This is a genomic window from Gaetbulibacter sp. PBL-D1, from assembly GCF_050509525.1.
Lineage (GTDB): Bacteria > Bacteroidota > Bacteroidia > Flavobacteriales > Flavobacteriaceae > Gaetbulibacter_B > Gaetbulibacter_B jejuensis.
In genome coordinates this window covers 55503-81954 of sequence record NZ_JBNWKB010000014.1, presented here as the reverse complement: position 1 = coordinate 81954, position 26452 = coordinate 55503, and the positions used below count along the sequence as shown (strand labels likewise).

Sequence of the window (26452 nt, the reverse complement as noted above, 5' to 3'; positions counted from 1 at the left end):
CAACTTGGTGACGCTTTTTTATTTTGCATACTTTTGCCAAAATGATTGATACACGTTCCATCTTCAACAGTTCTACGCAAGCAGAGTTTAATACTCTTGCTTTAGATATTTTCAAATTTCAATTTGAAAATAACACTGTATATCGTTCATATTGCGATTTGTTGTACAAAAACCCAAGCGACATAAAAAAAGTTGAAGACATTCCGTTTTTACCTATTCAATTTTTTAAAACACACCCTATTTTAAGTACAACTAATGCAATAGAAAAAGTTTTTGAAAGTTCAGGAACAACAGGTCAAATAACAAGCAAGCATCATGTAAGTGATTTAGATGTTTACGAAAACAGTTTTAACACTTGTTTTAATCACTTTTACGGACCTATTGAAGATTATGTGGTATTAGCACTTTTACCTAGTTATTTAGAGCGTGATGGCTCGTCATTAATTTATATGGTTGAGCACTTAATAGCGCAATCTAACCATAAAGAAAGTGGGTTTTACCTTCATAATCTAGCCGAATTAAAAAACAAGTTAATCACTTTAGATTCCGAAGGAAAAAAAGTGCTACTTATTGGTGTGTCGTTTGCATTATTGGATTTAGTGGAACAGTTCCAATTTCAGCTTAAAAACACTATTGTTATGGAAACTGGTGGTATGAAAGGGAGACGAAAAGAATTGATTCGCGATGAACTTCATACTATTTTAAAACAAGGTTTTGGTGTTTCTGAAATTCATAGCGAATATGGTATGACAGAGCTTTTAAGTCAAGCATATTCCAAAGGAAACGGTATTTTTAAATGTCCTAACTGGATGAAAGTTTTAACACGAGATACTGAAGACCCTTTAACTATAACAAGCACGTCTACTACTGGAGGAATTAACATTATTGATTTAGCAAATATTTACAGCTGCTCTTTTATGGCAACTCAAGATCTTGGTAAAGTTTACAACGATAATTCTTTTGAAATTATTGGTAGGTTTGACAACAGCGATATTAGAGGCTGCAATTTGATGGCTTTGTAAGGAAATAATATCAACTACGACTATTATCTAGCTAAGAGAAAGCAAGATTATTTTTTTTAGTTGGTTGGTTATTGTAAACGCCTGATTTTCATCAGGCGTTTTTTTATACAACTTTTATAATGTAAGTGTTTTTCTTTCCTTTATTGATAATGATATAGCTACCATTTATTAGGTCTTCATCAGTTAACTGATAGTCTTTTGTGACTTTTTCTTTGTTAACTGACACTGAATTTTCTTTTAATGCTCTTATGGCTTCACCATTAGAATTCAAAAAGCTTGTTTTGGCAGATAATGCAGCAATCATATCAAAACCTCCTTCAAAATCTGCTTTAGACACTTCGGCTTGCGGAACACCTTCAAAGACATCTAAAAATGTTTTTTCGTCTAGTGTTTTAATATCATCTTTAAAAGTTTTACTAAACAAGATGTTTGACGCTTTTTCAGCAGTTAAAAAGTCTTCTTTGCTATGCACAAAGGTTGTTACTTCTTCTGCTAATCGTTTTTGAAGTAGTCTTTGGTGAGGTGCTTCTTTATGAGAAGCAACTATATTCTCAATTGTTTCTTTATCTAAAAACGTAAAGATTTTAATATACTTTTCAGCATCTTCATCAGTCGTATTTACCCAAAACTGGTAAAACTTGTAAACCGAAGTTTTATCGGCATCTAACCAAACGTTACCACCTTCACTTTTTCCAAATTTAGAACCATCAGCTTTTGTGATCAACGGACAGGTCATTGCGTAAGCTTTAGCCTCTTCGCCAACATTCATACGCCTTACTAATTCAGTTCCTGTGGTAATATTTCCCCATTGATCGCTTCCTCCCATTTGTAGTAAACAATTATGAGTTTTATATAAATGGTAAAAATCGTAACCTTGAATTAATTGATAAGTAAACTCTGTAAACGACATACCAACACTACCTTCTTCACCAGAAAAACGTTTTTTTACCGAGTCTTTTGCCATCATGTAATTAACGGTTATACGTTTACCTACATCTCTTGCAAAATCGATAAAAGAAAAGTCTTTCATCCAATCATAATTATTAACTAATAAAGGCGCATTAGCTGCTTTAGAATTAAAATCTAAAAACCTTGACAGTACATTTTTTATGCCTTGTACATTATGATTAAGTGTTGCTTCGTCTAATAAGTTTCGCTCATCACTCTTACCTGATGGGTCTCCAATCATTCCTGTAGCTCCACCAACCAAAGCAATAGGCTTATGACCAAATCGCTCAAGATGTACCAGTAGAATAATTGGCACCAAACTCCCAATGTGTAAAGAATCTGAAGTTGGATCAAAACCTATATAAGCAGTTGTCATTTCCTTATCAAGTTGTTCTTCGGTTCCAGGCATAATATCGTGTACCATACCTCTCCAGCGTAATTCTTCTACCAATGATTTAGACATATTCAATTTATTTTTAGTTCCGCAAAGATAAAAATCAATGTAGAATTCTTATCCCTTTATGAATAATTCTTTACTTTAGTTTTATGATTTTAGTTACAGGAGGTACAGGTTTAGTTGGTTCGCATTTACTTTATAATCTTGCGAGTAATAAAAAGAAGGTTCGTGCAATTTATAGACGTGAACACAAACTAGATACTGTAAAAAAAGTGTTTTCATATTATACTGAACATTCTGAATCTCTTTTTAACTCCATTGAATGGGTTGAAGCCAACCTTACAGATATTACTGCTTTAACCAATGCTTTTAAGGAGGTAACACATGTTTACCATTGTGCTGCATTTGTATCTTTTGAGCCTGATAAATACCATCAACTCCGAAAAATAAATATTGAAGGTACCGCTAACATTGTTAACCTTTGTGTTTCTCATAATATAAAAAAGCTGTGTTATATAAGCTCTATTGCTGCTATAGGACATCATACAAATTCTGAGAAATTAATTACAGAAAACACCCATTGGAATACTGAAGACGACAACAGCGTTTATGCTATTACTAAATATGGTGCCGAAATTGAAGTATGGAGAGGCACTCAAGAAGGTGTTGATGCAGTAATTGTTAATCCAGGAATAATAGTTGGTCCAGGCTTTTGGAAAGGTGCTGGCAGTAGCAGTTTAATTCGTTTGATTTACAAAGGTGTTCCTTACTACACTAACGGAAGCACTGGTTATGTTGGTGTTTGGGATGTTGCAAATGTTATGCAACAACTTATGGAAAGTAACATAAAAAATGAGGGTTTTATTCTTGTTTCAGATAATCTTACATTTAAGAACTTTATTTATAAAGTTGCCAATGCTTTAAAGGTTGAACCTACAAAGAAAAAAGCCAGTACTTTTTTATTGGAACTAGGTTGGCGATTGGATTGGCTTCGACATAAACTTACAGGAAAACGAAGACGATTATCAAAACATACTGCAAAATCGGCAAGACAGAGAACTTTATATGATAATTCTAAAATAAAAAACGCATTAAACTTTCAGTTTACACCAATTGATGAAGTTATAGAAAAGACGAGCAAACTCTTTTTAGAAGATATTAAAAAAGATTAATCTCGAGCGCCAAAGTTTTTATCCTTTAATCTTTTGGTTTCTCTTTTAATAGAATCAGATAATTTTTTTATTGAATCTCTTTTTTTATTTCTATCCTCTTCTTCCTCTTCTTTTAGTTTTTCGTAAGTTTCTTTTTCTTTGCTAAGACGTTCTTTAACAGATTCTATCATTTCAGCATAGTCTTTAGAATCGTATGCATAATACTCGTTACTTAATGCAAATTGAAGACTGTCTATGCTATACTTTTTAAATATATATCCTTCAGGATTAATACCATAATTTTCAAGTTGTTGCTTTTTAATGCCTTTAGCAGCATTCATTAAATAAGTATCATATAACACTTGCTCCATCTTATCTTTTGGTATAAGATTACTTGGTTTTTTAGGTTTTTGCGTTTTATCGCAACCTAAAAACAACGCTATGATACAAACAAGTGTTACTATTTTTTTCATCTATCGAATGTTAGTCGTTTGGCAGCATTTCCGTTAAGGAATTTAAAATTATTATACACTAAAGTACCATTTAAAAATGTATGTGTTACTCTAGACTTAAAGGTAGTTCCCTCAAAAGGCGACCATCCACATTTATATAATATATTGTCTTTGTTTACTGTCCAAGGGCTATTGGCATCTACTACAACTAAATCGGCAAAATACCCTTCTCTTATAAAACCTCGTTTTTCTATTTGAAATAATATCGCAGGATTATGACACATCTTTTCCACTATTTTTTCTAAGGAAATTCGTCCTCTATGGTAAGACTCCATCATTGCAACAAGTGCATGCTGTACTAATGGTCCGCCAGATGGTGCTTTTGTATATACATTCTTTTTCTCCTCTAGAGTATGAGGTGCATGGTCAGTAGCAACAACATCAATTCTGTTGTCTAACAATGCTTTCCAAAGTTCGTCTCTATCGTGTGCAGTTTTTACAGCAGGATTCCATTTAATTAGCGTTCCTTTTTTGCTATAATCTTCATCACTAAACCATAGGTGATGTATACAAACTTCGGCAGTAATTTTTTTATCTTTTAAAGGAATTTTGTTTGAAAACAGCTTAGTTTCCTTAGCAGTTGACAAATGGAATACATGCAACCTAGCTCCTGTTTTTTTAGCAAGTTCTATAGCTTTTGAAGAGGATAAATAACAGGCTTCTTCACTACGAATGATAGGATGGTTTTCAATTGGGATATCCTCACCATACTTGCTGGTGAATTCTTCCATGTTAGCTCTAATAGTTGCCTCATCTTCACAGTGAACAGCAATCAACAAATTGGTGCTACTGAATATTTTTTCGAGTACCTCAGGATTATCAACTAGCATATTTCCTGTTGAAGATCCTAAAAACAATTTAAGTGCTGCTACGTTTTTTTCGTCAACCTTTAAAATTTCTTCCAAGTTATCATTGGTTCCACCAAACATAAACGAATAATTAGCGTATGATGTTTTTGAAGCTATCTCAAACTTTTCTTCTAGTTTTTCAATAGTAGTGGTTTGCGGTACTGTATTTGGCATTTCTATAAAAGAGGTAATACCTCCAGCTATAGCAGCTTTAGATTCTGTGCCTATATCAGCTTTATGGGTAAGTCCTGGTTCTCTAAAATGCACTTGATCGTCAATAACACCAGGTAACACATAGTTTCCTTCAACATCAATTACCACAACATCAGATGATTTAGCACTTATTGAGTCGGCAACTTCTTTAATATACTCGCCTTCAATAAGGATATCACCTTCTTTAACTTTGCCTTCGTTTATAATTTTGGCATTTTTAATAAGAATAGTTTTTGCTTTCATGTTACTTAGCAAATAGACTTTTAAATTTCATATTCAACACTCCAAAAATAGCTTCGGAAATAATACCTCCACTCATTTTTGATTTTCCTTTAGCTCTATCGGTAAAAATGACAGGAACTTCAACAATTTTAAATTGCTTTAAATAGGCTTTAAACTTCATTTCTATTTGAAACGCATAACCCACAAACTTAATTGTATCTAGATTAATAGTTTCTAACACTTGTCTTTTGTAGCATACAAAACCAGCTGTTGTATCTGCAATTTTCATTCGAGTTATAAACTTTACATATTTAGATGCAAAGTAAGATAACAATAATCGCTTCATATCCCAATCAACCACATTAACAGTATTATTAATATACCTTGAACCTATTGCCATATCAGCTCCTTCTATTGCGCAAGTAGTATACAACCTCATCAAATCATCAGGATTATGAGAAAAATCGGCATCCATTTCAAAAATATATTCATATTCTTTTTCTAAACACCATTTAAATCCAGCAATATAAGCTGTTCCTAATCCTGTCTTTTCCTTTCTTTGAAGTAAAAAAAGCTGGTTATCAAATTCCTTTTGAAGCTCTTTAACCTTAAGTGCAGTTAAATCTGGTGAATTATCGTCAACCACTAAAACATCAAAAGCTTTGTCTTGAGCAAAAACAGCTCTCACTATAGCTTCAATGTTCTCTATTTCATTGTAAGTAGGTATGATGACAATTGCATCCTTCATTTTACCAAATTTTAGCAAAAGTAAGTTTTTTTGAAGTATAAAGTTTATTGAAATGAGCTTAAATAAAAGTTAAACAGGTGAAAATTTCTTTATAATTTAGCATCATGTTAAGAGAGGTAGTTTCAAATGAATGGTTTACAATATTCATTGTACTGGGTTTGGTATTGGTAACCCTGTCAAAGTTTTTGTTTGAAAACAGATTTAAAGATTTTCTCTTAGTTATAGGTAACTCCAAGTATTTAAAAATCTACTCTAGAGACCAAAAATTTATTGATGGGTTTGACACTTTAATGTTTTTAAACCTACTAATTTCAGTATCAATATTTTCGTTTATAGCTTACTCTGAACTTTTTTTACCTTCAGAATTTGATCTTACACTATTTGTTAAAGTTCTTTTTGCAATTGGAGCTCTCATACTTATAAAAGTGCTCTTAGAACGACTATTAGCAAGTTTGTTTGAAATAGACGAATTGATTGATGTATATTTATTTCAGAAAACCAGCTATTTAAATTATAGTGGCTTTGTACTCTTACCAATAAACATTTTACTCATATATAGCATAACACCTTCAAAACCTTTAATTTACACAGTTATTGGTCTTGTTTTATTGATTAATTTAATTGGATTTATAACTTCATTTAAAAAACATCAAAAGTTGATATTTGATAACTTATTCTATTTTATTTTGTATCTTTGCGCACTCGAAATTGGACCTTATCTAATTTTGTATAAGTTAATTACAGATTATAACGCTTAAAAACTATAACTAGAGCCTATGAAAGTGAAAACAATTTTAGTGTCACAGCCCGAGCCTAAAATAGAAAATTCGCCTTACTTTGATCTTCAAGAAAAGCAGAAAGTTAAGATTGACTTTAGACCTTTTATACATGTAGAAGGTGTTCCTGCTAAAGAGATTAGACAACAAAAAGTAGACTTAAGCCAGTACACAGCAATTATACTTACTAGTAGAAATTCTGTGGACCACTTTTTTAGAGTAGCTGAAGAAATGCGTTTTAAAGTTCCAGATACGATGAAGTATTTTTGTCAGTCTGAAGCGGTTGCATTTTATCTTCAAAAATACGTAGTGTATAGAAAGCGTAAAATATATGTTGGTAAACGTACCTTCCAAGATTTATCGCCACTTATTAAAAAGTATAAGGACGAAAGCTTTTTACTACCTACTACCGACAAATTAAAACCTGAAGTTCCTGAAACTTTAAATGGGTTGAAAGTAAAATGGAAAGAAGCTGTTTTTTACAAAACAGTAATTAGTGATTTATCTGATTTAGCTGATGTTTACTATGACATTTTAGTGTTTTTTAGTCCTTCTGGTATTGAATCTTTATTCCACAATTTCCCAGAGTTCAAACAAAACAATACGCGTATAGCTGTTTTTGGAAACACTACTATTAAAGCTGTTGAGTCTCATGGATTAAGAGTTGACATTGCAGCTCCAACTCCTGAAACACCTTCGATGACAATGGCTTTAGAAAAGTACATTACTCAGGCTAATAAAGGAAAATAAATTTCTTACATCATAATAAAAAAAAGCGATTCAAAATTGAATCGCTTTTTTATTTAATGAATTAGCCTTCATTAATTAAAAGGCATAACGCTGTGGTCCGCCTCTTCTTATTTCTTCACTTGCATAAGATTCAAACTTTTTAAAGTTTTCTCTAAAAGCGTTAGATAACTTAAATGCTGTAGTGTAGTATGCTTCGTCATTGTTCCAAGTAGTTCTTGGGCTCAATACCTCAGTTGGAACTCCTGGACAACTTCTTGGTTGCGCCACTCCAAATACTGAGTGAATATGGTAATCGTCATAATTATACAGTCCTAAATCACCATTTAAAACAGCATTAATCATAGCACGAGTGTATTTTAACTTCATTCTTATACCAACACCATAAGGTCCACCTGTCCAACCTGTGTTTACTAACCAAACATTAACTCCAGACTCTTTCATCTTTTTGCTTAACATTTCAGCATATTTAGTAGGATGCAAAGGCATAAAAGGTGCTCCAAAACAAGCTGAAAAACTTGGTACAGGTTCAACAACTCCAGCTTCAGTACCTGCTACTTTTGCAGTATATCCTGAAATGAAATGGTATGCTGCCTGACTTGGTGTTAATTTAGAAATTGGAGGCAAAACTCCAAAAGCATCAGCAGTAAGGAAGAATATATTTTTTGGGTTTTCTCCTATTGATGGCTTTTTAATATTTTCAATATGATAGATTGGGTAGCTAACACGTGTGTTTTGAGTAATTGATGTGTCGGCAAAATCAACTTCACCTTTATCATCTATTATCACATTTTCTAGTATAGCTCCTTTTTTAATAGCATTAAAAATTTCAGGTTCTTGCTCTTGTGAAAGGTTTATAACTTTTGCATAGCAACCACCTTCAAAGTTAAACACTGTGTTTTCGCTTGTCCAACCATGTTCGTCATCACCTATTAAACTTCTATCAGGATCGGTAGAAAGTGTAGTTTTTCCAGTACCTGACAGTCCAAAGAAAATTGCTGTATCTCCATCTTTTCCAACATTAGCACTACAGTGCATTGGTAAAGTGTTTTTAAATACAGGAAGTATAAAATTCAACGCAGAGAAAATTCCTTTTTTAATCTCTCCTGTATATCCTGTTCCTCCTATTAAGGCTATTTTTCTTGTAAAGTCTAAAATAGCAAAGTTGTGTTGACGTGTACCATCAACCTCTGGATTTGCCATAAAACCAGGTGCATTAACTATAGTCCACTCTGGTGAGAAGTTTTCTAGTTCAGCTTCAGTAGGACGCAAAAACATGTTGTAAGCAAACATATTGCTCCATGGATATTCATTAATTACACGAATATTCAACTTGTAATTGTCATCAGCACAAGCATAGCTATCTCTAACAAAAACTTCTTTTTCTGAAAGGTAATCAGTAACCTTATCGTACAGTTTTTGGAATTTGTCCGACTCAAAAGGAATATTGATATTTCCCCACCATACCTTGTCTTCGGTAATGGCATCTTTTACAATAAAACGGTCTTGAGGCGATCGTCCTGTAAACTCACCTGTGTTTACAGCTAAAGTTCCATTAGATGTTTCTACACCTTGCTTTTTAGAAATTGCCGCAGCCTGAAGTTCATCAGGAGACAATTGATAATTTACTTTTGCATTTTTAATGCCATATTGCTCTAACGAAATCGATTTCGTAGTTTGAGTATGGTTTACCATAATTTTTTGTGTTGTTTTAATTGTGCAAAGCTAAAACAATATTTTAAAACTCTCACTAAAATAGCTTTTTAATCCTTTTTAAGTTTTAAAAAGTTTATCAACAAAACAACCCATGAAAGTATAAGTAGTAATCCTCCTATTGGTGTAATAAACCCTATGCTTTTAAAATCAAACGAAGACAATACATTAGTTGCCAAACCATAAATTGAACCCGAAAAAAACAACACTCCAACAAGCACCAAATAAAAGATGGTTTTCTTAGCCTTTTGGGTTACAAGAGTAGTGCTTCCTACAAACAATAATAGAATAGCATGATACATTTGGTATTTTACTCCTGTTTCAAAAGTATCAATCATTTCGGCAGAAACAAGTGACTTTAAACCATGTGCTGCAAAGGCACCAAGTACAATGCTTAAAATTCCTAATATGGAAGCGGTAATTAATATAGACTTGTTCATATAAATTTAATCTTTGGGTTTTTATTGCACGTTCGATTTACTACTTTCGTGAACACAAAATTACTCAACAAATCCCATTATGCGAAAGATTTTAGTTATTGGTTCAGGAAAATCTGCATCCTATCTTATAAAATATTTACTTGAAAAATCAGAATCTGAAAACCTACTTATAATTGTTGGAGACATCAACTATTCTAGTGCCAAAAAGTTAATTGGCGACCACAAAAATGCTCAAGCTATTGTGCTAGATGTGTTTGACAAACACTCTAGAGAAACAGCTATTCAAAATGCCGACATTGTAGTATCTATGCTTCCAGCAAGATACCACATAGAGGTTGCTAAAGATTGTATTTCGTTTGGTAAAAATATGGTTACTGCATCTTATGTAAGCGATGAAATGCAAAGTTTAGACAAAGCTGCTAGAGATAAAGGCTTGGTGTTTATGAACGAAATAGGTGTTGACCCAGGAATTGACCACATGAGTGCTATGAAAGTAATTGATAGCATACGTGAAAAAGGTGGTAAAATGATTTTATTTGAATCGTTTACTGGTGGTTTGGTTGCTCCTGAAAGCGATAATAACCTATGGAATTACAAGTTTACCTGGAACCCAAGAAACGTAGTTGTTGCTGGACAAGGTGGTGCTGCAAAATTTCTTCAGGAAGGCACCTATAAATACATTCCTTATAACCGATTATTTAGAAGAACAGAATTTTTGGACGTTGAAGGCTATGGACGTTTTGAAGCATATGCTAATAGAGATTCTTTAAAATACCAAAGCGTTTATGGACTAGATGATATTAAAACACTTTACAGAGGTACAATGCGTCGTGTAGGGTTTTCTCGTGCGTGGAACATGTTTGTACTTTTAGGGATGACTGACGACAGCTACACTATAGATGATAGTGAAAACATGAGCTATCGCGATTTTGTAAACGCCTTTTTACCTTACAGCCCAACAGATTCGGTTGAATTAAAATTTAGACATGCTTTAAAGATTGACCAAGACGATATTGTTTGGGACAAACTTATTGAACTAGATATCTTTAGTGCTAGTAAAATGGTTGAGCTTAAAAAAGCAACGCCTGCACAAATACTTCAAAAGATATTAATGGATAGTTGGACACTTGCCGAAGAGGATAAAGACATGATTGTAATGTATCACAAGTTTGGTTACGAGCTTAACGGTAAAAAACACCAAATAGACTCTACAATGGTAACTATTGGTGAAGACCAGACGTTTACAGCAATGTCTAAAACTGTTGGCTTACCTGTGGCTATAGCTACCTTGGCGATTTTAAATGAAAAAATCACAACTCCTGGTGTTCAAATACCAATTAATAAAGAAGTGTATGAGCCTATTTTAAAAGAGTTGGAAGCGTATGATATTAAGTTTAAAGAATACGATGTACCGTATCTTGGTTACAATCCTTTAAACTTATAGTCTAAAGCATTACAAATCTAATTGTATTTACTACTTTTATGTTTTATAATTTCTATTTAAAACCTAATGAAAGTTGTAAATCAAAATATCCATATTGATGGTATAGACAAAAAAATTCTTCGTGCCTTAATGGAAGATGCAAGAACACCCATTCTTGAAATAGCAAGACAAGTGGGTATTTCAGGAGCTGCTATCCACCAAAGGTTACGAAAACTTGAAAAGTCTAAGTTAATTTCGGGATCAAAGTTTGTAATCAATCCTAAGGTTTTAGGATATACTACTATGGCTTTTATAGGTATATACTTAGATAAAGCCGTTAGTAACCCAGAAGCTGTACGACAATTACAAAAGATACCTGAAGTATTGGAATGTCATTACACAACTGGTAACTGGAGTATTTTTGTAAAGATTCTTTGTAAAGACAATGAGCACCTAATGCAAGTTCTTAATAAAGAAATACAATCTATTTCTGGTGTATCACGAACTGAAACCTTTATATCGCTTCAACAGCAAATTGACAGACAGATAAAAGTGTAACTCCTTGCCTTATTCATAACCTTATAAGTAATAGTTGTATTTACTATAACAGGTATTTAACTGCAATTTGACTCAACATATAGTCGGTATAAAGTCGGCATATAGTTGGTATAAATTGACGAATGACTAACTTAAAAGCTACTAATACCCAACAAAAAAGCCTTTCAATAGTTTTGAAAGGCTTTTGTTATAATTATTGTGAGTGTTAATCTCTTCCGCCAAATACTTGAAGTGCCCAATATAGCAATGAAGCTAAAGCACCAATTGCTGCTACCAGATAAGTTCTAGCTGCCCACTTAAGTGCATCTTCAGAGCCTTTATATTCTTCAGGAGTTACCATGTTTTTTGCTTTTAACCAAGCTAATGCTCTATTACTAGCATCATACTCTACAGGTAGCGTGATAAAGCTAAATAAGGTTGCAAACCCCATAAATACCAATCCTGCAACAGCAACCCAATATCCTAATCCTACTCCTGCAGCTGCACCAAGTATTAAACCTCCTATTACTAACCATTGTGACATCCCAGAAGTTACACTTACAATAGGTACTAATGCTGAACGCATCCCTAAAGCGCTATAGGCTTGTGCATGCTGTACTGCGTGCCCACACTCGTGTGCTGCAACAGCTGCAGCAGCTGCGTTAGCTTGGTTGTACACTGGTTCACTAAGGTTTACTGTTTTATTTTTTGGGTTGTAATGGTCTGTTAGTTGACCAGCTACCGAAATAACCTCAACGTCATAAATACCGTTGTCTGCCAACATTTTTTCAGCAATCTCACGTCCTGTCATTCCGTTGCGTAATCTTACTTTAGAGTATTTGGCAAACTTTTGTTTTAATTGATTACTAACTAACCAACTTACCAGAGCAATCGCTCCAATTAATATATAATATCCAATCATCTTTTTAAAGTTTAATAGTGTAAATTTAATACTAATCTAGCAAAAAATAAGCCAAATTTAAGTTAAGAAATTTTGTCAGTTTTGTGTAATTTCAATCCATTTAATCTTAGCTATCCCAAAGACTACATACTCAATAGTTGTAAGGATGCTTCCCTCTACTTCAAACATAAAGAAAATGATGCTATCAATTGTGTTTCAAAAACCCAGTTCAATCCTCATATTAAGGTTTCTTTGTTCGTTTTCCTTTTTTATCTATCCTCAATACACCTTTGCGGCAACAAAATAGAAATTGAAGATTTAAATAGCATAGTCACCAGAATAATTTAGTGCATTACAAGAGCTGTTCAACATAATTATTTAAATCATTGTAGTAATTGGTTTTTTAGTTCTAAATAAAATAAATTAAATTGAAACCTTAACACAATGCTATTACTCATGAAAAAACTAAAACACACCTTACTGTTTGTTTTTGTAGGTTTTACAGTAACCCTTACCGCACAAACCGATTGTGGAGAAGATACAGGCTATGGCGAAACAGAAGTGGAAATGCTGGGAAATAAAATATGTCTTTCAATAGATATTAATTTTGGTTATGATGATGCAGGCGAAAAAATTGAAAATATTTTTTTAGGTCATTTAGGGATTACACGAGACACTCCCAATTACAAACAACAGATTTTAAGCTTATGGAACACTTATTCCAATTGTTTTGTTTGTAAATCTAAATCTGTAACAAAACCCGAAATACCATATCCTACCCATTTTTTAAAGCGTGTGGTGGATTTCAATATGGAACCACAAGTGTTTGATGAGTTTCTACTTAATGACCCAGAAGAATTTCCTATAGATGTTAACGCAGTGGAACTAGTTGATGGCAAAGGTGAAACCCTCATAGATTATCTGGATAAAATTATTGCAGACCCAAGCAAGCATAAAGACTACAAATTAACCGTTATGAAAGAACTCCGCACATATCTTATTGAAGACTATGGCGCTAAAACGGCTGCTGAGTTGGATGAAGAAAAAGATTAGGTTACAGAAGCTTTTCCGTAAATAATTATAGCATTATCCTCAACTTTTGCTCCACCAATACTATTTATAATATACTTTGGGTTTTCTTGTGGTATTACCACTTTTTCCAATAATAACCTACCTAAATACGTCTTAACAATGTCTGAAAAAGCAGCGGTTTTTGTAAACAAATCTTCCAAAGAACAGTAACCTGATTCTGAAAATTCGGATGTGTCATTCATGGTCTCATCATCTGCTTTTATCTCATCTCGTATTTGGTTGTAGTCCGCTTCAATCAAGGCTAAAAACTGATTTTTAGATAATTTTAGAGTATAGCTCACAACTTCCATATTTTCTAAAAACCGACCAAAATTAAGTCCATCGTTATACGCTATGTTTTGAGATTCAGTTGGTATATTATTAATTTTTATTTCCATGTTGTTGCTAGCCTGTTGTAATACTCTGCATTAAAAATAAAGCGTAAAATACTCAAAATGAGTATTGTTAATCAAAATAATGTTAATTATTTTAACATTTTTATTATATTACAGTGCTATTAATCTATAATCCAATCATTTCATGTTAATATTAAGATACTTCGGAGTCTTGTTGTTTATATGTTCCTTTTCACTCCAAGCCCAAACCAAAGTACATATTGAAGACAAAGAGTCAAATTATAATGAAGATCAAGAAAGAAGAAGAGAATTAAATAAATTGATCAACAACTCTTATGGACAATTATCTAAAGATTATGAAAATTACAAAAATAGCAAGTTAAATAATAGCAATTCTTCTATTGAAGATTTAAGGGCTTTTATTGAAAATGCAAAAATCTATAAAAGAAAAATAGAAAGTAATTCAGAGGCTATAGCTTATTGTAACGAACTTATGGAAATCGACAAGAAATATGCTGGAAAATATACCAAAATCCATAACCCTTGTCAGCCTTATAGTAATGAGGCAAGCACAAAATATATTTTAGGAGATATTAGTTTAGCTGAATTTAGAATTAAGCAACTAGAGAAAGAACAGGGTAAAAATGATTGAGTAATCCATTAAAAAATTGTAGCTCAAAGTAATTATTATAGTTCATTTTCTTTAACAGTGGTATTTTTTCACAAAACAACAGTATTTCAAATTATAGAACTTAAAAAAAAATTGACCATAGCACTCGTAAATCGTTTTTGTTAGTTTATCATTACATTCGTCAAGAAATTTTGTCATGTTTGCAATGTATTGCTTTAGTTCTCGATACATCACGCTTTGGCGTGACACTCGAACTGACGATGAGGAATAGTTAATCGTCACTTCGAGTGATTTGTTAAGCCACGAGCAAATCGCACGAGATCCAGAAACTCCCGAAAATTGGGACAGGATGACAAGAGAGATTCCTGCTGTTGCAGGAATTTAACTACCCAACAACATTCACAATCTTCCCAGGAACCACAATTACTTTTTTAGGTGTGCGTCCTTGTAGTTGGTCTTGTGTTTTTTCGTGAGCCATCACTGTTTTTTCAATATCTTCTTTACTCATATCTAATGGTAGCTCTAGTTCAAAACGTTTTTTACCATTAAACGAAATTGGATATACCTTACTGCTTTCTACCAAGTGCTTTTCATCATACTCAGGAAAAGGTGCAGTAGCAATGGACTCGTTGTATCCTAACTTGCTCCATAACTCTTCAGCGATATGTGGTGCATAAGGTGAGATTAACACAATAAGAGGTTCTAAAATTGCTCTACTTGTACATTTTTGAGCGGTTAACTCATTAACAGCAATCATAAACGTAGATACCGAAGTATTAAACGAGAAGTTCTCGATGTCTTCTTCTACTTTCTTAATGGTTTTATGTAAGGTTTTTAAAGCCTCTTTAGTCGGTTGCTCTTCAGTGACGTGAAAAACACCCTGACCTCCCTCAAGTGAGGAATGATAGAGTTTCCATAACTTTTTAAGAAATCCATGTACTCCTGTGATACCAGCAGTATTCCAAGGTTTGTATTGCTCTAAAGGCCCAAGAAACATTTCGTACAGACGTAAACTGTCTGCGCCATATTCTTCACAAATATGGTCTGGATTAACCACATTGTATTTGGACTTGGACATTTTTTCTACTTCGCGACCTACAATATACACATCATTATCGCCTTTAATAACTTCACCTTTTTCTCCAATAAAAACAGAATTCTTTCCAAACTCTCTTTTATACTTGTATTCAGACTGAATAGCTAAAACATCCAACTCATTTGAAGAATTAACTAAATCAACATACATATGGATTGGTAAAATCTTAAAAGTAATTTTATCTACAATATCAGATTTCAACTCATAAGACGCCTTCAAATAACTAATAACTATATCTTTAGATTTACTTATATCAGAATGAGATTTTGACAAATAAATCTCTCTTATTTCCTTAGAAATTAAGCCTAAATCCGAAGCTTCATTACTTGAAATATTATCTCTTCCTTCAATCAACAACTGCCTTACTTCTTCAGAATCTACTATTACTTTATAAACAAAAGCACTCTCACCTAAAATCATTCCTTGGTTAATGAGTTTTTTAGCAAACTCATCAACAGGTACTAATCCTAAATCGAACATAAACTTTTGCCAAAAACGCGCGTACAGCAAGTGTCCTGTAGCATGCTCGCTACCACCAATGTACAAGTCTATTTGCTGCCAATAGTTTACGGCTTCTTGCGAGAAAATTTCTTTGTCATTATGTGGGTCCATGTACCTATTAAAGTATTGTGAGCTTCCTGCCCACCCAGGCATGGTGTTAAGTTCTAGAGGAAATACGGTTTTGTTCTCGACTGCGCTCGAACTGACAACCGTATTTGTTTTGGTGTCCCAAGCCCAAACGCTTGCATTTCCTAAAGGTGGCTCACCTGTTTCGGTTGGTAAGTATTTTTCAACTTCAGGCAAGGTAATAGGCAAGTGTTGCGCGTCTATCATTTGCGGCATGCCGTTGACATAATACACAGGAAATGGTTCTCCCCAATAACGCTGACGACTAAATACAGCATCACGTAAGCGGTAATTGGTTTTCCCTTTTCCGTAGCCTAATTTTTCCAACTCATAAATAGCTGTTTTAGTTGCTTTTTTATAGTTTAACCCATCAAGAAAGCCACTATTAGCAATTACAGTATTGTCTTTGTCGGTAAATGCTGCTTCACTAATATCAACACCTTCAAATATATTTGGAATAGGAATATTAAAATGTTTTGCAAAATCATAATCGCGTTGGTCACCACAAGGCACTGACATTACAGCTCCTGTACCATAACCTGCCAATACGTAATCTCCAATCCAGATTGGGATAGGTTTTTTACTAAACGGATGCTCTGCATAAGCTCCTGTAAACGCTCCTGAAATGGTTTTTACATCTGCCATACGATCGCGTTCGCTACGTTTTGAAGTCGCTTCAATATAGGCTTCAACCTCAGCTTTTTGTTCTGGTGTTGTAATTTTTGAGACCATTTCGTGCTCTGGAGCTAGAGTCATAAACGACACTCCAAAAATAGTATCAGGTCGTGTGGTAAAAACTTCTATTTGATGAGACGTCTCGACTGCGCTCGACGAGACAGCAGGAATAACATTAAATGTAACAGATGCACCAACCGATTTTCCTATCCAGTTGCGCTGGCTTTCTTTAAGTGAATCTGTCCAATCAATAGTATCTAGCCCTTGAAGCAAACGTTCAGCATATGCCGAAATACGCATGCTCCATTGTGTCATTTTTTTACGCACTACAGGATGTCCACCACGTTCTGAAACGCCATTAACAATTTCATCATTGGCTAAAACGGTTCCTAAAGCAGGACACCAATTTACTTCAGTTTCGGCTAAATACGTTAACCTGTATTGCAATAGTATTTCTTGTTGTTTTTCAGAAGAAAAGCCTTTCCATTCTTCCGAAGAAAATATTTTAATATCATCATCGCAAGCAGCATTGACGTTTGCATTTCCTTCTTTTTCAAAAACAGAAATTAGAGTTGAAATGTTTTCAGCTTTATCGTTCTCATTATTGTACCACGAGTTGAATAGTTGAATGAAAATCCACTGTGTCCATTTGTAATAGCTTGGGTCTGATGTGCGTACTTCTCTACTCCAATCAAACGAAAATCCTATTTGGTCTAATTGGCGACGATAGGTTGCAATATTAGTTTCGGTAGTGATTGCAGGATGCTGACCTGTTTGAATAGCATACTGTTCTGCAGGTAAACCAAAACTATCATACCCTTGAGGATGCAGTACATTAAACCCTTTATGACGCTTATAACGTGCATAAATATCACTAGCAATATAACCTAATGGATGACCAACATGTAAACCTGCTCCACTTGGATAAGGAAACATATCCAGCACATAGTATTTTGGTTTATCACTATGGTTTTCGGCTTTAAACGTATTGTTTTCTGCCCAATATTTTTGCCATTTGGCTTCTATTTCGTTGAAATTATATGTCATAATAATGCTCTCGAAGGTGAGTATTTTATTTTTTACTGTCGCTTTATGGATTCCGTATCAAGTGTGGAATGACAAATCACACTTAATTTGGAAATTAGGTGCAAATTTAAGGTTTATTATACGATTGTAAAAGGAAGCGCTATCAAAAAACAGGTTGCATTAGTTTTCCTGAATACAGTACCCAAATCATCGATAAAAGCGCTGAAATATTCATCGCAAATCCAAAGAGTTTCATTTGTTGTACTGAATATGGTTTTTCTTTAAAACAGACAAATACATCAGCTATAAGCCATAACGAAAACAAAGCTAAAAATCCTGAAAGTACATAGTCTTTAAACCAATATGCTAGAATAAATGTTTCTAGAAGCAATAATAAGAGCATTAATAATTTGGTGTTCTTTCTACCAATTAATGTTGCTGTGGTTTGTTTTCCTGCTTTTAAATCGGGTTCAATATCCATGATTTCTCCTGCAATATGTGCTTGAAATGCAAACAATGTTAGGTATAAAATGGTTTGCCAAGGCAACATTGGTAAATCATTAAGTACAACACTGAAAAAAGCTGTGAATACATAACCAACCTGAATGCATATTTCAAAAGGTGGACGTTCTTTGACTCTGAAAGGTTTAAAATTGTAAATGATATTTATAACAATCATAAACACTAAAAGTAACAGCATTTTTAATCCAGATACTACTGTAAAATAGATTATAAAAGGCAATAGTATTACTGCTATTTTCTTAGGAATAGACACCAGTTGTTCTGCTGTGGATTTTGCTCCAAATAAAAAATTTCCTTTACGCTCATTGACTTCGTCGGCTTTTACATCATTATAATCGTTTAAACCATACACTAAATAATTAAGCGGAAAAGTGACAAAAAGTAAACCTATCCAGAAATTATAATCTTGCCAAAAATGGGTTTCTAAACTAAATGGCACCAAATAAATCCAAAGTGTTGGAAACCATAAACCTGGACGTGAAATTTTTAAATCGTGGAGCAAATACTAGATTTTAAAGTGCATTTTGCTTCAAATTTAAGGTTATTATAACAATGTTGAAAGATTAAACGTTGTAAACCTTACGGAAATAGTTTTGTTTATTATTTTTACACCATTAACCCACAATATTTATGAGTTCATCTTTTGATAGATACCAAAAACGAAAATTAATTTCGTCATACTTTTCTGTAGTTATCAGCATCGCCTTGGTTCTTTTTCTTTTAGGCTGTTTAGGTCTTTTGGTTTTAAATGCTAAAAAAGTAGCAGACCATTTTAAAGAGCAAGTTGTTGTTACTATTTTCTTGAATGATTCTGCCAAAGAAGTTGAAATCAACCAGCTTCAAAAAAGTTTAGCCATGGCTGAATACACCAAGAAAACGGTTTATGTCTCAAAAGAAGAAGCTGCTGAGTTTATGAAAGCAGATACAGGTGAAGACTTTATGGATTTTGTTGGGTACAATCCGTTACAAAACAACATTGAGGTTTACTTAAAGGCCGATTATGTTACTAACGAAACCCTTGATGGTATTACCGAAGAGCTTGCCAACAAACAGTTTATTGAAGACATACGTTATGACAATGACCTTGTGGAACTGATGAATGACAACGTTAAAAAAATAACGTTTTGGGTACTGATTGTAAGTGCATTATTTACCGTAATTGCAGTTTTACTCATTAACAGTTCTATACGATTAGCTGTTTATTCTAAACGTTTTATCATAAAAACGATGCAAATGGTAGGTGCTACCAAAGCTTTTATTCGTAGACCATTTGTATTTAAAAGCGTTCAGCTTGGTGTTATAGGAGCTATTGTTGCACTTATTGGTATGGCTTTAGTACTTTATTACCTTAACCGAACATTCCCTGATCTTGGCTTTGTTCAAAACCCTGTGTTGTTAGCAATATTGTTTGCTGGTATTTTTATACTTGGTATAATTATCACTTGGATTAGTACATTTATTGCCACACAACGTTTCTTGAATTTGAAAACCGACCAGTTGTACTATTAAGTCGCAACACACTAAACACTTGGGTTTTTACGTTCTTAATGAAACCAACCAAGATTTCATTCATGAAACGAACAGTTCCTTTTTTTGCCCTTGCCCTTTTTCTAACGTTTTGGTCTTGCATTATTAACAACCCTAAACCAGAAGAATGTACTGTGGTTACTGCTAAAATTACCAATATTACTGAAGCCACATCGCATGATATTGTGTTTCATGATGACAAAACCGACTTCTTTTACATTAACAGAGGTTTGGAACGCGGATTAAATTTAGATACTCTTAACGCAAAAGTTTTAAATAAAACCGTTACTTTGCACTTACCTAAACTTTGGTTAGGTACCTCAGAACATATTGCACAACTAGCCATAGGTGATGAGATTATTTTTACAGAATTTGAGTAATTAAAATAGATTCCTGCTTTGGTAGGAAATGAATATGGGAGAACAAAAACGTAAAGAAAGTGCAAAAGCCGAATTTGTTTTCGGAAAGAAAAACTACAAGTTTATGCTAATAGGTTTAGCATTTATAGCCATTGGTTTTATTTTAATGTCTGGTGGTGGTAGCGATGACCCAAACGTTTTTGACCCAAGTATTTTTAGTTTCAGAAGAATTAGACTAGCACCAACACTTATCTTAATTGGTTTTGCTATTGAAGTGTATGCTATTTTATTGAACCCAAATAAAGAAAACAGTAAGAAGTAAACTCAGCTTCCATTTTTTAACTTACATCTGTTAGAACTGCCTCCTTTTTTTCGCTTTAGTTTCTACTTTGTTAATACTTAACATTTTTTCATTTGTTTTTTAAATTTTCAAACGAAAAAATTCATGTACTTTTGCGCACATGGATATTATCGATTCAATTATATTAGGTATTATACAAGGACTAACAGAGTTTTTACCTGTATCATCTAGTGGACATTTAGAGTTAGGGAAAGTTATTTTAAATGACGACAATCTAGTCCCTAAAGAAAGTCTTTTATTTACAGTTGTACTTCATTTTGCCACTGCATTAAGTACAATGGTTGTCTTTAGAAAAGACATCCTTTTAATTCTAAAAGGTATTTTAAAATTTGAATGGAACGAGGATTTGCAATTTGTGTCTAAAATTGCATTATCAATGATTCCTGCAGTAATTGTTGGGCTCTTTTTTGAAGAACAATTAGAGCAACTGTTTGAAGGCAATATAAAACTTGTAGGTTTTATGCTCATGGTTACTGCTGTTCTGTTATTTCTTGCCGATAAAGCCAAAGACACTAATAAAAAAGTGAGTTTTGCTAATGCTTTTGTAATTGGTATTTCTCAAGCTATTGCAATGCTTCCTGGAATTTCGCGTTCGGGAGCAACTATATCGACTTCAGTATTATTAGGAAACGATAAAACCAAAGCAGCTCGTTTTTCGTTTTTGATGGTTGTCCCTTTAATTTTTGGTAAAATAGCAAAAGACGTTTTAAGTGGTGACATCACCTACGACAGTGCAAACTTTACAAGCCTTAGTTTAGGTTTTATTGCTGCTTTTATCACTGGGCTTTTTGCTTGCACATGGATGATTGCTTTAGTTAAGAAAAGCAAATTGTCTTACTTTGCGCTATACTGCATTGTTATTGGTATTATTGCTGTAATCTATTCTTATAAAGTAGGCTAATGACTAAAGACGATGTACTTTCTGGTCAAGTTTTATTAATTGACAAACCTTTGCACTGGACTTCCTTTCAAGCCGTTAATAAACTGCGTTGGGAAATTAGGCAAGCATTCAACATAAAAAAAATAAAAGTAGGTCATGCTGGAACTTTAGATCCTTTGGCTACAGGACTATTGGTGATTTGCACAGGAAAAATGACTAAGCAAATCAATATTTTTCAAGGTCAGATAAAAGAATACACAGGAACGTTTGTTTTAGGTAGCACTACGCCTTCTTATGATTTAGAAACCGAAATTGATCAAACCTATCCTACCGAACACATTTCAGAAGCACTCATACACGAAACCACCAAACAATTTATTGGTGATATAGAGCAGTATCCTCCTGTATTTTCGGCTATTAAAAAAGATGGTAAGCGTTTGTATGAATTTGCAAGAGCTGGTGAAGCGGTTGAAATCAAATCTAGGACTGTACATATTTCAGAATTTGAAATTACGTCTATCAATGGTAATTCTGTGGAGTTTAGAGTAGTTTGCAGCAAAGGCACTTACATACGTTCTTTGGCTAACGATTTTGGAAAAGCCTTAAACTCTGGCGCTCACCTTTCGGTTTTAAGACGTACAAAAATTGGTGATTTTAGTGTTGACAACGCTGTTACTCCCGAAAAGTTTATTGAACAACTTGCTTCGGAATAATTATTGATAGCAAACTAGCTTTAAACCTAACAAAACCATGAAGCTATTTTTACAACTCTACTTTGCACTTTTTACTAGCCTTTTATTTTCTCAAGACACCATTAAAACACGTGGTCTTTTTTATAAAGTTTCGGCTGCTGTTACATTAACCACCAATGACGATTATAGCATTGGAAATGACGATGGTGAAACCTTTATAAACCCAAACGCTATTTTTATCAATAACACTTTAGGTTATCAGTTTGACGAACGCTCAAGTATTGGTTTAAACATAGAATATGACCGTTATTTTAAGCAAGAACTCAACTTTTTTCCTGTACACTTAAGTTTTAGATACAATGTGTTTGATTTTGATGACAAAGTGTTTTTAAGAGGAGGTTATGGTAAGATGATAGACTTAGGCAAAAACTTTGAAAGTGGTACGCTTTACAAACTAGGAATTGGGTATCAAGCCTTTGATGACAACTTTAAAAACTCGTGGTTGATTGGGTTAGATTTTAGCCGAAAACGCTTCGGTTTTAGGCAAACCGAAAAACTATCTAGTGTATCAATTTTTTTAGAATTTATGCTCTTCTAATCTATTTTTCCTATTTTAACGTATATATTAAGCACTCAAATCTTAACTATTGGGATGGATTGAACAACATAAGGCATTAATAATTACGGTTCTTTTATCGGGAATCATAGTGTTTGCTATGTTTAGTTTTCATATTACTAAACAAAATGAGTTTATTGCTGAAAGTTTTTACGAAATAGAACCACCTACCGAAGAAGAGCTTAAAGAACTTGAAGCTTTAAAAGCTTTGGAAAAAGGACTTAAAACTACCAATCAAGCTTATAACGAAGACGAGGAATTCAAGGAAATGATGAAGAACTTCAAATCCATGAATGCCAATGACTTTGATCGTACCACAAAAGCCCTTGAAGAAGAAGCTTCGCAAGAGCTAAATGATGTGGTTACTTCATCTTCTTCCTACAACAGTTCTAGTGGCTATTCCGTTAATAAAGAAGAACTCAACCGTTATAAAAAAGCAAACGATGTACTTGCAATGCGTTCTCCAGAAAAGCGTGAAAAAAATCAAAAAGGAAATGCTATAAGTACCTTAACCTACTCTCTAAAAGGAAGAGAATTACTAGATTATAACACACCTAGATACTTGTGTGAAGACAGTGGTAAAATTGTAATAAACATCACAGTAAATGCTGATGGCTTAGTAACCAATGCTTATATAAACAATTCTTCTACAACACAAAATGAGTGTTTAACCGAACATGCTTTGGAGTATGCAAAATCGGCTACTTTTGATGCTTCAACCAACAATTCGCAAATAGGCTCTATCACGTTTTTCTTTAAAGGAAAAAACTAGTTCTCGATACATACCGACAGTTTCTGTCGGCATACTCGAACTGACACTTCTATCTATTTTTTATAATTGTTTTTAAAAATAATCGGCAGCTATAGTTTTCAATTAGACTCTTAATAACTGTAACACATCTTTAATTACAGTTTTACCTTTATCTTGATTGTACCAACGCTGTAAGTCTTCTTTAAACTCCGCAGATAGTGTTCCGTGTTTTGCTTTAAAATCGTTTACCAATTTAGTTGCTTCACTAGGTCTTGGTCCATAAGTATCCACCACTTTTTGCGTAACGTTATCAGTCATAATCAGTTTTGGGATAGACTTTGCTCCATTGGTTAAATACTGATTCATTAACTCCTCGTTTTCATCTCTAAAAACTAGTTGTAGTTCAATACCATCGTTAAGTTCAGCTATTTTATTTAACACAGGCACTACATGTGCTGCATCACCACACCAACTCTCGGTAAGTACTACCCAAGTAACATTTCCTTTAAAAGATTTTATACGTGCTTGGTCTTCATCTGAAATTTTTACGGTCTTGTCCCAACGTTTCATTCTTCGGTCGTTGAGCATTGTGTAATTCACCAATGCTTCAGAAGCATCGTTACCAGTTGTTGATTTGTTTTCAACCAATTCAGAAACCAACTCTCTGTATTGACTGTATGATAGTTTTGTATCTATATTTGGGTTCATAATTGTATGTTTGATAAAGCAAAAATAGTATCTTGTACGCTCTTGTTTTATGACTAATGTCATGAATAAGTCTAATTTATAATAAAAAACTTACAACTAAGTTATGCAATCAAAACACAGATGCGGTTGGTGTGTTGGAGACGACCTTTACGAAGCTTATCACGACCAAGAATGGGGAGTTCCTGTTTACGACGACGACACACTTTTTGAGTTTTTAATATTAGAAACCTTTCAGGCAGGATTGAGTTGGATAACCGTTTTACGCAAACGCGAAAACTTTAGAAAAGCCTTTGATAATTTTGACTATAAAACCATTGCTAACTACAAACAAGCTAAGATTGATAATTTACTACAAGATGCTGGTATTATACGTAACAAGCTAAAGGTAAACGCAACCGTTACCAATGCCAAAGCGTTTATGAACGTGCAGCAAGAGTTTGGAAGTTTTTCAAAATATATTTGGGGATTTGTTGATGGTAAACCTATAAAAAACACGCTTAAAAACTACAAGGATGCTCCTGCAACTACTGCGTTAAGTGATGCCATTAGCAAAGATTTGAAAAAGCGAGGCTTTAAGTTTGTGGGCTCAACCGTTATTTATGCGCATATGCAAGCCACAGGTATGGTAAACGACCATGAAGTGGGTTGTTTTAGATATGATGAGGTTTAGTTGAAAGATTTTCACAAAAACCCTAAAAACACTTCTCTATCCATGTCTTCTGCACCTAAACGCTCTAAATGATTGGTATAGACTTGGCAATCTATAAGCTTGTAATTGGTGTTTTGTATAAAGGTTATAAAACCTGCTTTACTCGCATTACTTACTTTGGCAAACATACTTTCGCCACAAAACACACCATTACCAACATCTACACCATACAAACCACCAACCAACTCATTGTGCAACCAGACCTCAACAGATTTGGCATAACCTAATTGATGTAATTTAGTATAAGCTTCAATCATTGTTTGGGTAATCCAAGTTCCATCTTGTCCGTCGCGTTTTGCCTTAGCACACTCTGTAATTACTTGTGTAAATGCTTGGTTTACGGTTATAACAAAGCTAGTGTTTCGTAATACTTGTTTCATACTTTTTGAAACTTTAAGCTTTTCAGGAAAGAGTACAAATCTTGGGTCTGGAGACCACCAAATAATAGGTTCGTCTTCGCTAAACCAAGGGAATATCCCAGATTTATAGGCCAACAATAAGCGTTCAACAGACAAATCGCCTCCAATGGCTAAAACGCCTTCAGGTGATGCAGAATTTATTTCAGGAAACGCTATGTCTTTATTTAAAATGTGCATTATTACTAAAACGTTTTCGTTGATTTTTTACTGTTAAAAATGGCTTAACACTTTGAAAAACAAACATTTTTAGCCATATTTGAGTAGACCTTTACTAATTAAATTTTGTTCATCATTGCTTTTTTTTGAGTTTGTTTGTAAAGGTCAAACCTAAAACCACATTATAAAGTCCTGAAGTAATTCAGGGCTTTTTTTATGCATTAAAAATAAAAAATCCCAATGGGTTTACATTGGGATTTTCATTAACACTTATTTTGGTTGCCAATTAAAATGGCAAATCGTCATGGTCATCTTCATTTAAATCGCCAGCAGGCTCAAACGCTTCTGCTGGTGGTACTGGTGGCATATCACTAGAGGCTTCTTGTTGTAAGTTTTCAATTCTCCATCCTTGTATAGAATTGAAATACTTGGTTTCACCTTGTGGGTTAACCCATTCTCTTCCTCTTAAATTGATGCTTATTTTTACTGGTTGACCTACTTGATAGTTATTTAACAAATCGGTTTTATCTTGAATAAATTCTACCATTATATGCTGAGGATATTGTTCCTCAGTAGTTACAACAATTTCTCTTTTTCTAAACCCATTACTTCCAAAAGTTTGGGTTTCTCCAATCATTTTTACTTTTCCTTGTATTTCCATCTAATATTTAA

General features: G+C 33.7%; 29 protein-coding genes. 16 read left to right on the top strand and 13 right to left on the bottom strand.

The genetic code is table 11. The features are described 5' to 3' along the window. Positions 1-41 precede the first annotated feature (41 nt). Entirely contained in the window at positions 42-1022 is a 981-nt protein-coding gene (locus ACQ0RB_RS12355) for an acyl transferase (protein ID WP_430498790.1), read from the top strand. A 103-nt stretch (positions 1023-1125) separates the two neighbouring features. Here ACQ0RB_RS12355 and tyrS read toward each other — a convergent pair whose 3' ends face one another. After that, positions 1126-2433: a tyrosine--tRNA ligase gene (tyrS, locus tag ACQ0RB_RS12350; protein ID WP_131506170.1), complete on the bottom strand. Its 1308-nt coding sequence runs from the start codon at positions 2431-2433 to the stop codon at positions 1126-1128. An 83-nt stretch (positions 2434-2516) separates the two neighbouring features. Here tyrS and ACQ0RB_RS12345 point away from each other — a divergent pair, with 83 nt between their 5' ends. Continuing rightward, positions 2517-3539, top strand: coding sequence for an NAD-dependent epimerase/dehydratase family protein (locus ACQ0RB_RS12345; RefSeq protein WP_430498788.1), 1023 nt, complete (start codon positions 2517-2519; stop codon positions 3537-3539). Here the strand turns inward: ACQ0RB_RS12345 and ACQ0RB_RS12340 are convergent. Genes ACQ0RB_RS12340 through ACQ0RB_RS12330 form a run of 3 tightly spaced genes read right to left on the bottom strand, consistent with a single transcriptional unit; the run spans position 3536 to position 6061 of the window. Continuing rightward, the gene (locus ACQ0RB_RS12340; protein WP_262732278.1) at positions 3536-3991 is read right to left on the bottom strand and encodes a DUF4296 domain-containing protein; all 456 of its coding nucleotides are present in this window, start codon (positions 3989-3991) and stop codon (positions 3536-3538) included. The two genes, ACQ0RB_RS12345 and ACQ0RB_RS12340, sit on opposite strands and share 4 nt — an antisense overlap. After that, positions 3988-5334, bottom strand: a complete 1347-nt coding sequence (locus tag ACQ0RB_RS12335; protein ID WP_430498786.1) for a dihydroorotase — start codon at positions 5332-5334, stop codon at positions 3988-3990. The genes ACQ0RB_RS12340 and ACQ0RB_RS12335 overlap by 4 nt, the downstream gene beginning before the upstream one ends. A gap of 1 nt (position 5335) precedes the next feature. Further along, positions 5336-6061: a polyprenol monophosphomannose synthase gene (locus ACQ0RB_RS12330; protein WP_430498784.1), complete on the bottom strand. Its 726-nt coding sequence runs from the start codon at positions 6059-6061 to the stop codon at positions 5336-5338. A 104-nt stretch (positions 6062-6165) separates the two neighbouring features. Here ACQ0RB_RS12330 and ACQ0RB_RS12325 point away from each other — a divergent pair, with 104 nt between their 5' ends. Both ACQ0RB_RS12325 and ACQ0RB_RS12320 read left to right on the top strand, forming a co-directional pair. Beyond that, positions 6166-6819 (top strand): DUF4271 domain-containing protein, encoded by a 654-nt coding sequence (locus ACQ0RB_RS12325; RefSeq protein ID WP_430498782.1) that lies wholly within the window; start codon positions 6166-6168, stop codon positions 6817-6819. 18 nt (positions 6820-6837) lie between these two features. Then, positions 6838-7587: a uroporphyrinogen-III synthase gene (locus ACQ0RB_RS12320; protein WP_131506175.1), complete on the top strand. Its 750-nt coding sequence runs from the start codon at positions 6838-6840 to the stop codon at positions 7585-7587. A gap of 75 nt (positions 7588-7662) precedes the next feature. Here ACQ0RB_RS12320 and pckA read toward each other — a convergent pair whose 3' ends face one another. Together pckA and ACQ0RB_RS12310 are read right to left on the bottom strand one after the other, a co-directional pair. Further along, positions 7663-9279, bottom strand: a complete 1617-nt coding sequence (gene pckA, locus ACQ0RB_RS12315) for a phosphoenolpyruvate carboxykinase (ATP) (protein WP_430498779.1) — start codon at positions 9277-9279, stop codon at positions 7663-7665. 68 nt (positions 9280-9347) lie between these two features. Next, complete coding sequence (locus ACQ0RB_RS12310) at positions 9348-9737, bottom strand: DUF423 domain-containing protein (RefSeq protein WP_430498777.1); 390 nt, start codon at positions 9735-9737, stop codon at positions 9348-9350. Between the two features lie 79 nt (positions 9738-9816). Between ACQ0RB_RS12310 and ACQ0RB_RS12305 the strand changes: the two genes are divergently transcribed. Together ACQ0RB_RS12305 and ACQ0RB_RS12300 are read left to right on the top strand one after the other, a co-directional pair. Next, the gene (locus ACQ0RB_RS12305) at positions 9817-11181 is read left to right on the top strand and encodes a saccharopine dehydrogenase family protein (RefSeq protein WP_131506178.1); all 1365 of its coding nucleotides are present in this window, start codon (positions 9817-9819) and stop codon (positions 11179-11181) included. A gap of 66 nt (positions 11182-11247) precedes the next feature. Further along, the gene (locus ACQ0RB_RS12300) at positions 11248-11718 is read left to right on the top strand and encodes an Lrp/AsnC ligand binding domain-containing protein (RefSeq protein WP_129759525.1); all 471 of its coding nucleotides are present in this window, start codon (positions 11248-11250) and stop codon (positions 11716-11718) included. Positions 11719-11923: 205 nt separating this feature from the next. Here the strand turns inward: ACQ0RB_RS12300 and ACQ0RB_RS12295 are convergent, their stop codons facing one another. Beyond that, positions 11924-12619, bottom strand: a complete 696-nt coding sequence (locus tag ACQ0RB_RS12295; protein WP_131506179.1) for a zinc metallopeptidase — start codon at positions 12617-12619, stop codon at positions 11924-11926. Between the two features lie 435 nt (positions 12620-13054). Between ACQ0RB_RS12295 and ACQ0RB_RS12290 the strand changes: the two genes are divergently transcribed. Next, complete coding sequence (locus ACQ0RB_RS12290; protein ID WP_430498774.1) at positions 13055-13651, top strand: hypothetical protein; 597 nt, start codon at positions 13055-13057, stop codon at positions 13649-13651. On the opposite strand, the gene ACQ0RB_RS12285 is transcribed toward ACQ0RB_RS12290, so the two are convergent. Continuing rightward, positions 13648-14067 (bottom strand): hypothetical protein, encoded by a 420-nt coding sequence (locus tag ACQ0RB_RS12285; protein WP_430498772.1) that lies wholly within the window; start codon positions 14065-14067, stop codon positions 13648-13650. The two genes, ACQ0RB_RS12290 and ACQ0RB_RS12285, sit on opposite strands and share 4 nt — an antisense overlap. A 142-nt stretch (positions 14068-14209) precedes the next feature. On the opposite strand from ACQ0RB_RS12285, the gene ACQ0RB_RS12280 reads away from it, so the two are divergent. After that, positions 14210-14677 (top strand): hypothetical protein, encoded by a 468-nt coding sequence (locus ACQ0RB_RS12280; RefSeq protein ID WP_430498770.1) that lies wholly within the window; start codon positions 14210-14212, stop codon positions 14675-14677. A 364-nt stretch (positions 14678-15041) separates the two neighbouring features. On the opposite strand, the gene ACQ0RB_RS12275 is transcribed toward ACQ0RB_RS12280, so the two are convergent. Beyond that, on the bottom strand, positions 15042-18101 hold the full coding sequence (locus ACQ0RB_RS12275; RefSeq protein ID WP_430498768.1) for a leucine--tRNA ligase: 3060 nt from the start codon (positions 18099-18101) through the stop codon (positions 15042-15044). 142 nt (positions 18102-18243) lie between these two features. Next, positions 18244-19104, bottom strand: coding sequence for a UbiA family prenyltransferase (locus ACQ0RB_RS12270; RefSeq protein WP_430498766.1), 861 nt, complete (start codon positions 19102-19104; stop codon positions 18244-18246). A 128-nt stretch (positions 19105-19232) separates the two neighbouring features. Between ACQ0RB_RS12270 and ACQ0RB_RS12265 the strand changes: the two genes are divergently transcribed. From ACQ0RB_RS12265 to ACQ0RB_RS12235, 7 genes are all read left to right on the top strand, one after another. Then, on the top strand, positions 19233-20111 hold the full coding sequence (locus ACQ0RB_RS12265; RefSeq protein WP_129759528.1) for a cell division protein FtsX: 879 nt from the start codon (positions 19233-19235) through the stop codon (positions 20109-20111). Positions 20112-20173: 62 nt separating this feature from the next. Next, positions 20174-20509, top strand: coding sequence for a hypothetical protein (locus tag ACQ0RB_RS12260; RefSeq protein ID WP_430498764.1), 336 nt, complete (start codon positions 20174-20176; stop codon positions 20507-20509). A gap of 34 nt (positions 20510-20543) precedes the next feature. Further along, positions 20544-20810, top strand: coding sequence for a DUF3098 domain-containing protein (locus ACQ0RB_RS12255; protein WP_129759530.1), 267 nt, complete (start codon positions 20544-20546; stop codon positions 20808-20810). A 139-nt stretch (positions 20811-20949) separates the two neighbouring features. Further along, a complete protein-coding gene (locus ACQ0RB_RS12250; RefSeq protein ID WP_430498762.1) occupies positions 20950-21750 on the top strand; it encodes an undecaprenyl-diphosphate phosphatase in 801 nt (266 codons plus the stop codon). Then, positions 21750-22442, top strand: a complete 693-nt coding sequence (truB, locus tag ACQ0RB_RS12245; protein ID WP_430498760.1) for a tRNA pseudouridine(55) synthase TruB — start codon at positions 21750-21752, stop codon at positions 22440-22442. The genes ACQ0RB_RS12250 and truB overlap by 1 nt, the downstream gene beginning before the upstream one ends. Before the next feature lie 37 nt (positions 22443-22479). After that, positions 22480-23019, top strand: coding sequence for a hypothetical protein (locus ACQ0RB_RS12240; protein ID WP_430498758.1), 540 nt, complete (start codon positions 22480-22482; stop codon positions 23017-23019). A 49-nt stretch (positions 23020-23068) separates the two neighbouring features. Then, on the top strand, positions 23069-23809 hold the full coding sequence (locus tag ACQ0RB_RS12235; RefSeq protein ID WP_430498756.1) for an energy transducer TonB family protein: 741 nt from the start codon (positions 23069-23071) through the stop codon (positions 23807-23809). A gap of 102 nt (positions 23810-23911) precedes the next feature. Here the strand turns inward: ACQ0RB_RS12235 and ACQ0RB_RS12230 are convergent, their stop codons facing one another. Further along, complete coding sequence (locus ACQ0RB_RS12230) at positions 23912-24496, bottom strand: thioredoxin family protein (protein WP_430498754.1); 585 nt, start codon at positions 24494-24496, stop codon at positions 23912-23914. Positions 24497-24599: 103 nt separating this feature from the next. Between ACQ0RB_RS12230 and ACQ0RB_RS12225 the strand changes: the two genes are divergently transcribed. Next, on the top strand, positions 24600-25166 hold the full coding sequence (locus ACQ0RB_RS12225; protein WP_430498753.1) for a DNA-3-methyladenine glycosylase I: 567 nt from the start codon (positions 24600-24602) through the stop codon (positions 25164-25166). Between the two features lie 11 nt (positions 25167-25177). Here the strand turns inward: ACQ0RB_RS12225 and aat are convergent, their stop codons facing one another. Both aat and ACQ0RB_RS12215 read right to left on the bottom strand, forming a co-directional pair. Continuing rightward, positions 25178-25801: a leucyl/phenylalanyl-tRNA--protein transferase gene (gene aat, locus ACQ0RB_RS12220; protein ID WP_430498751.1), complete on the bottom strand. Its 624-nt coding sequence runs from the start codon at positions 25799-25801 to the stop codon at positions 25178-25180. A 265-nt stretch (positions 25802-26066) separates the two neighbouring features. Then, a complete protein-coding gene (locus ACQ0RB_RS12215; RefSeq protein WP_129759538.1) occupies positions 26067-26441 on the bottom strand; it encodes a DUF3127 domain-containing protein in 375 nt (124 codons plus the stop codon). Positions 26442-26452 lie beyond the last annotated feature (11 nt).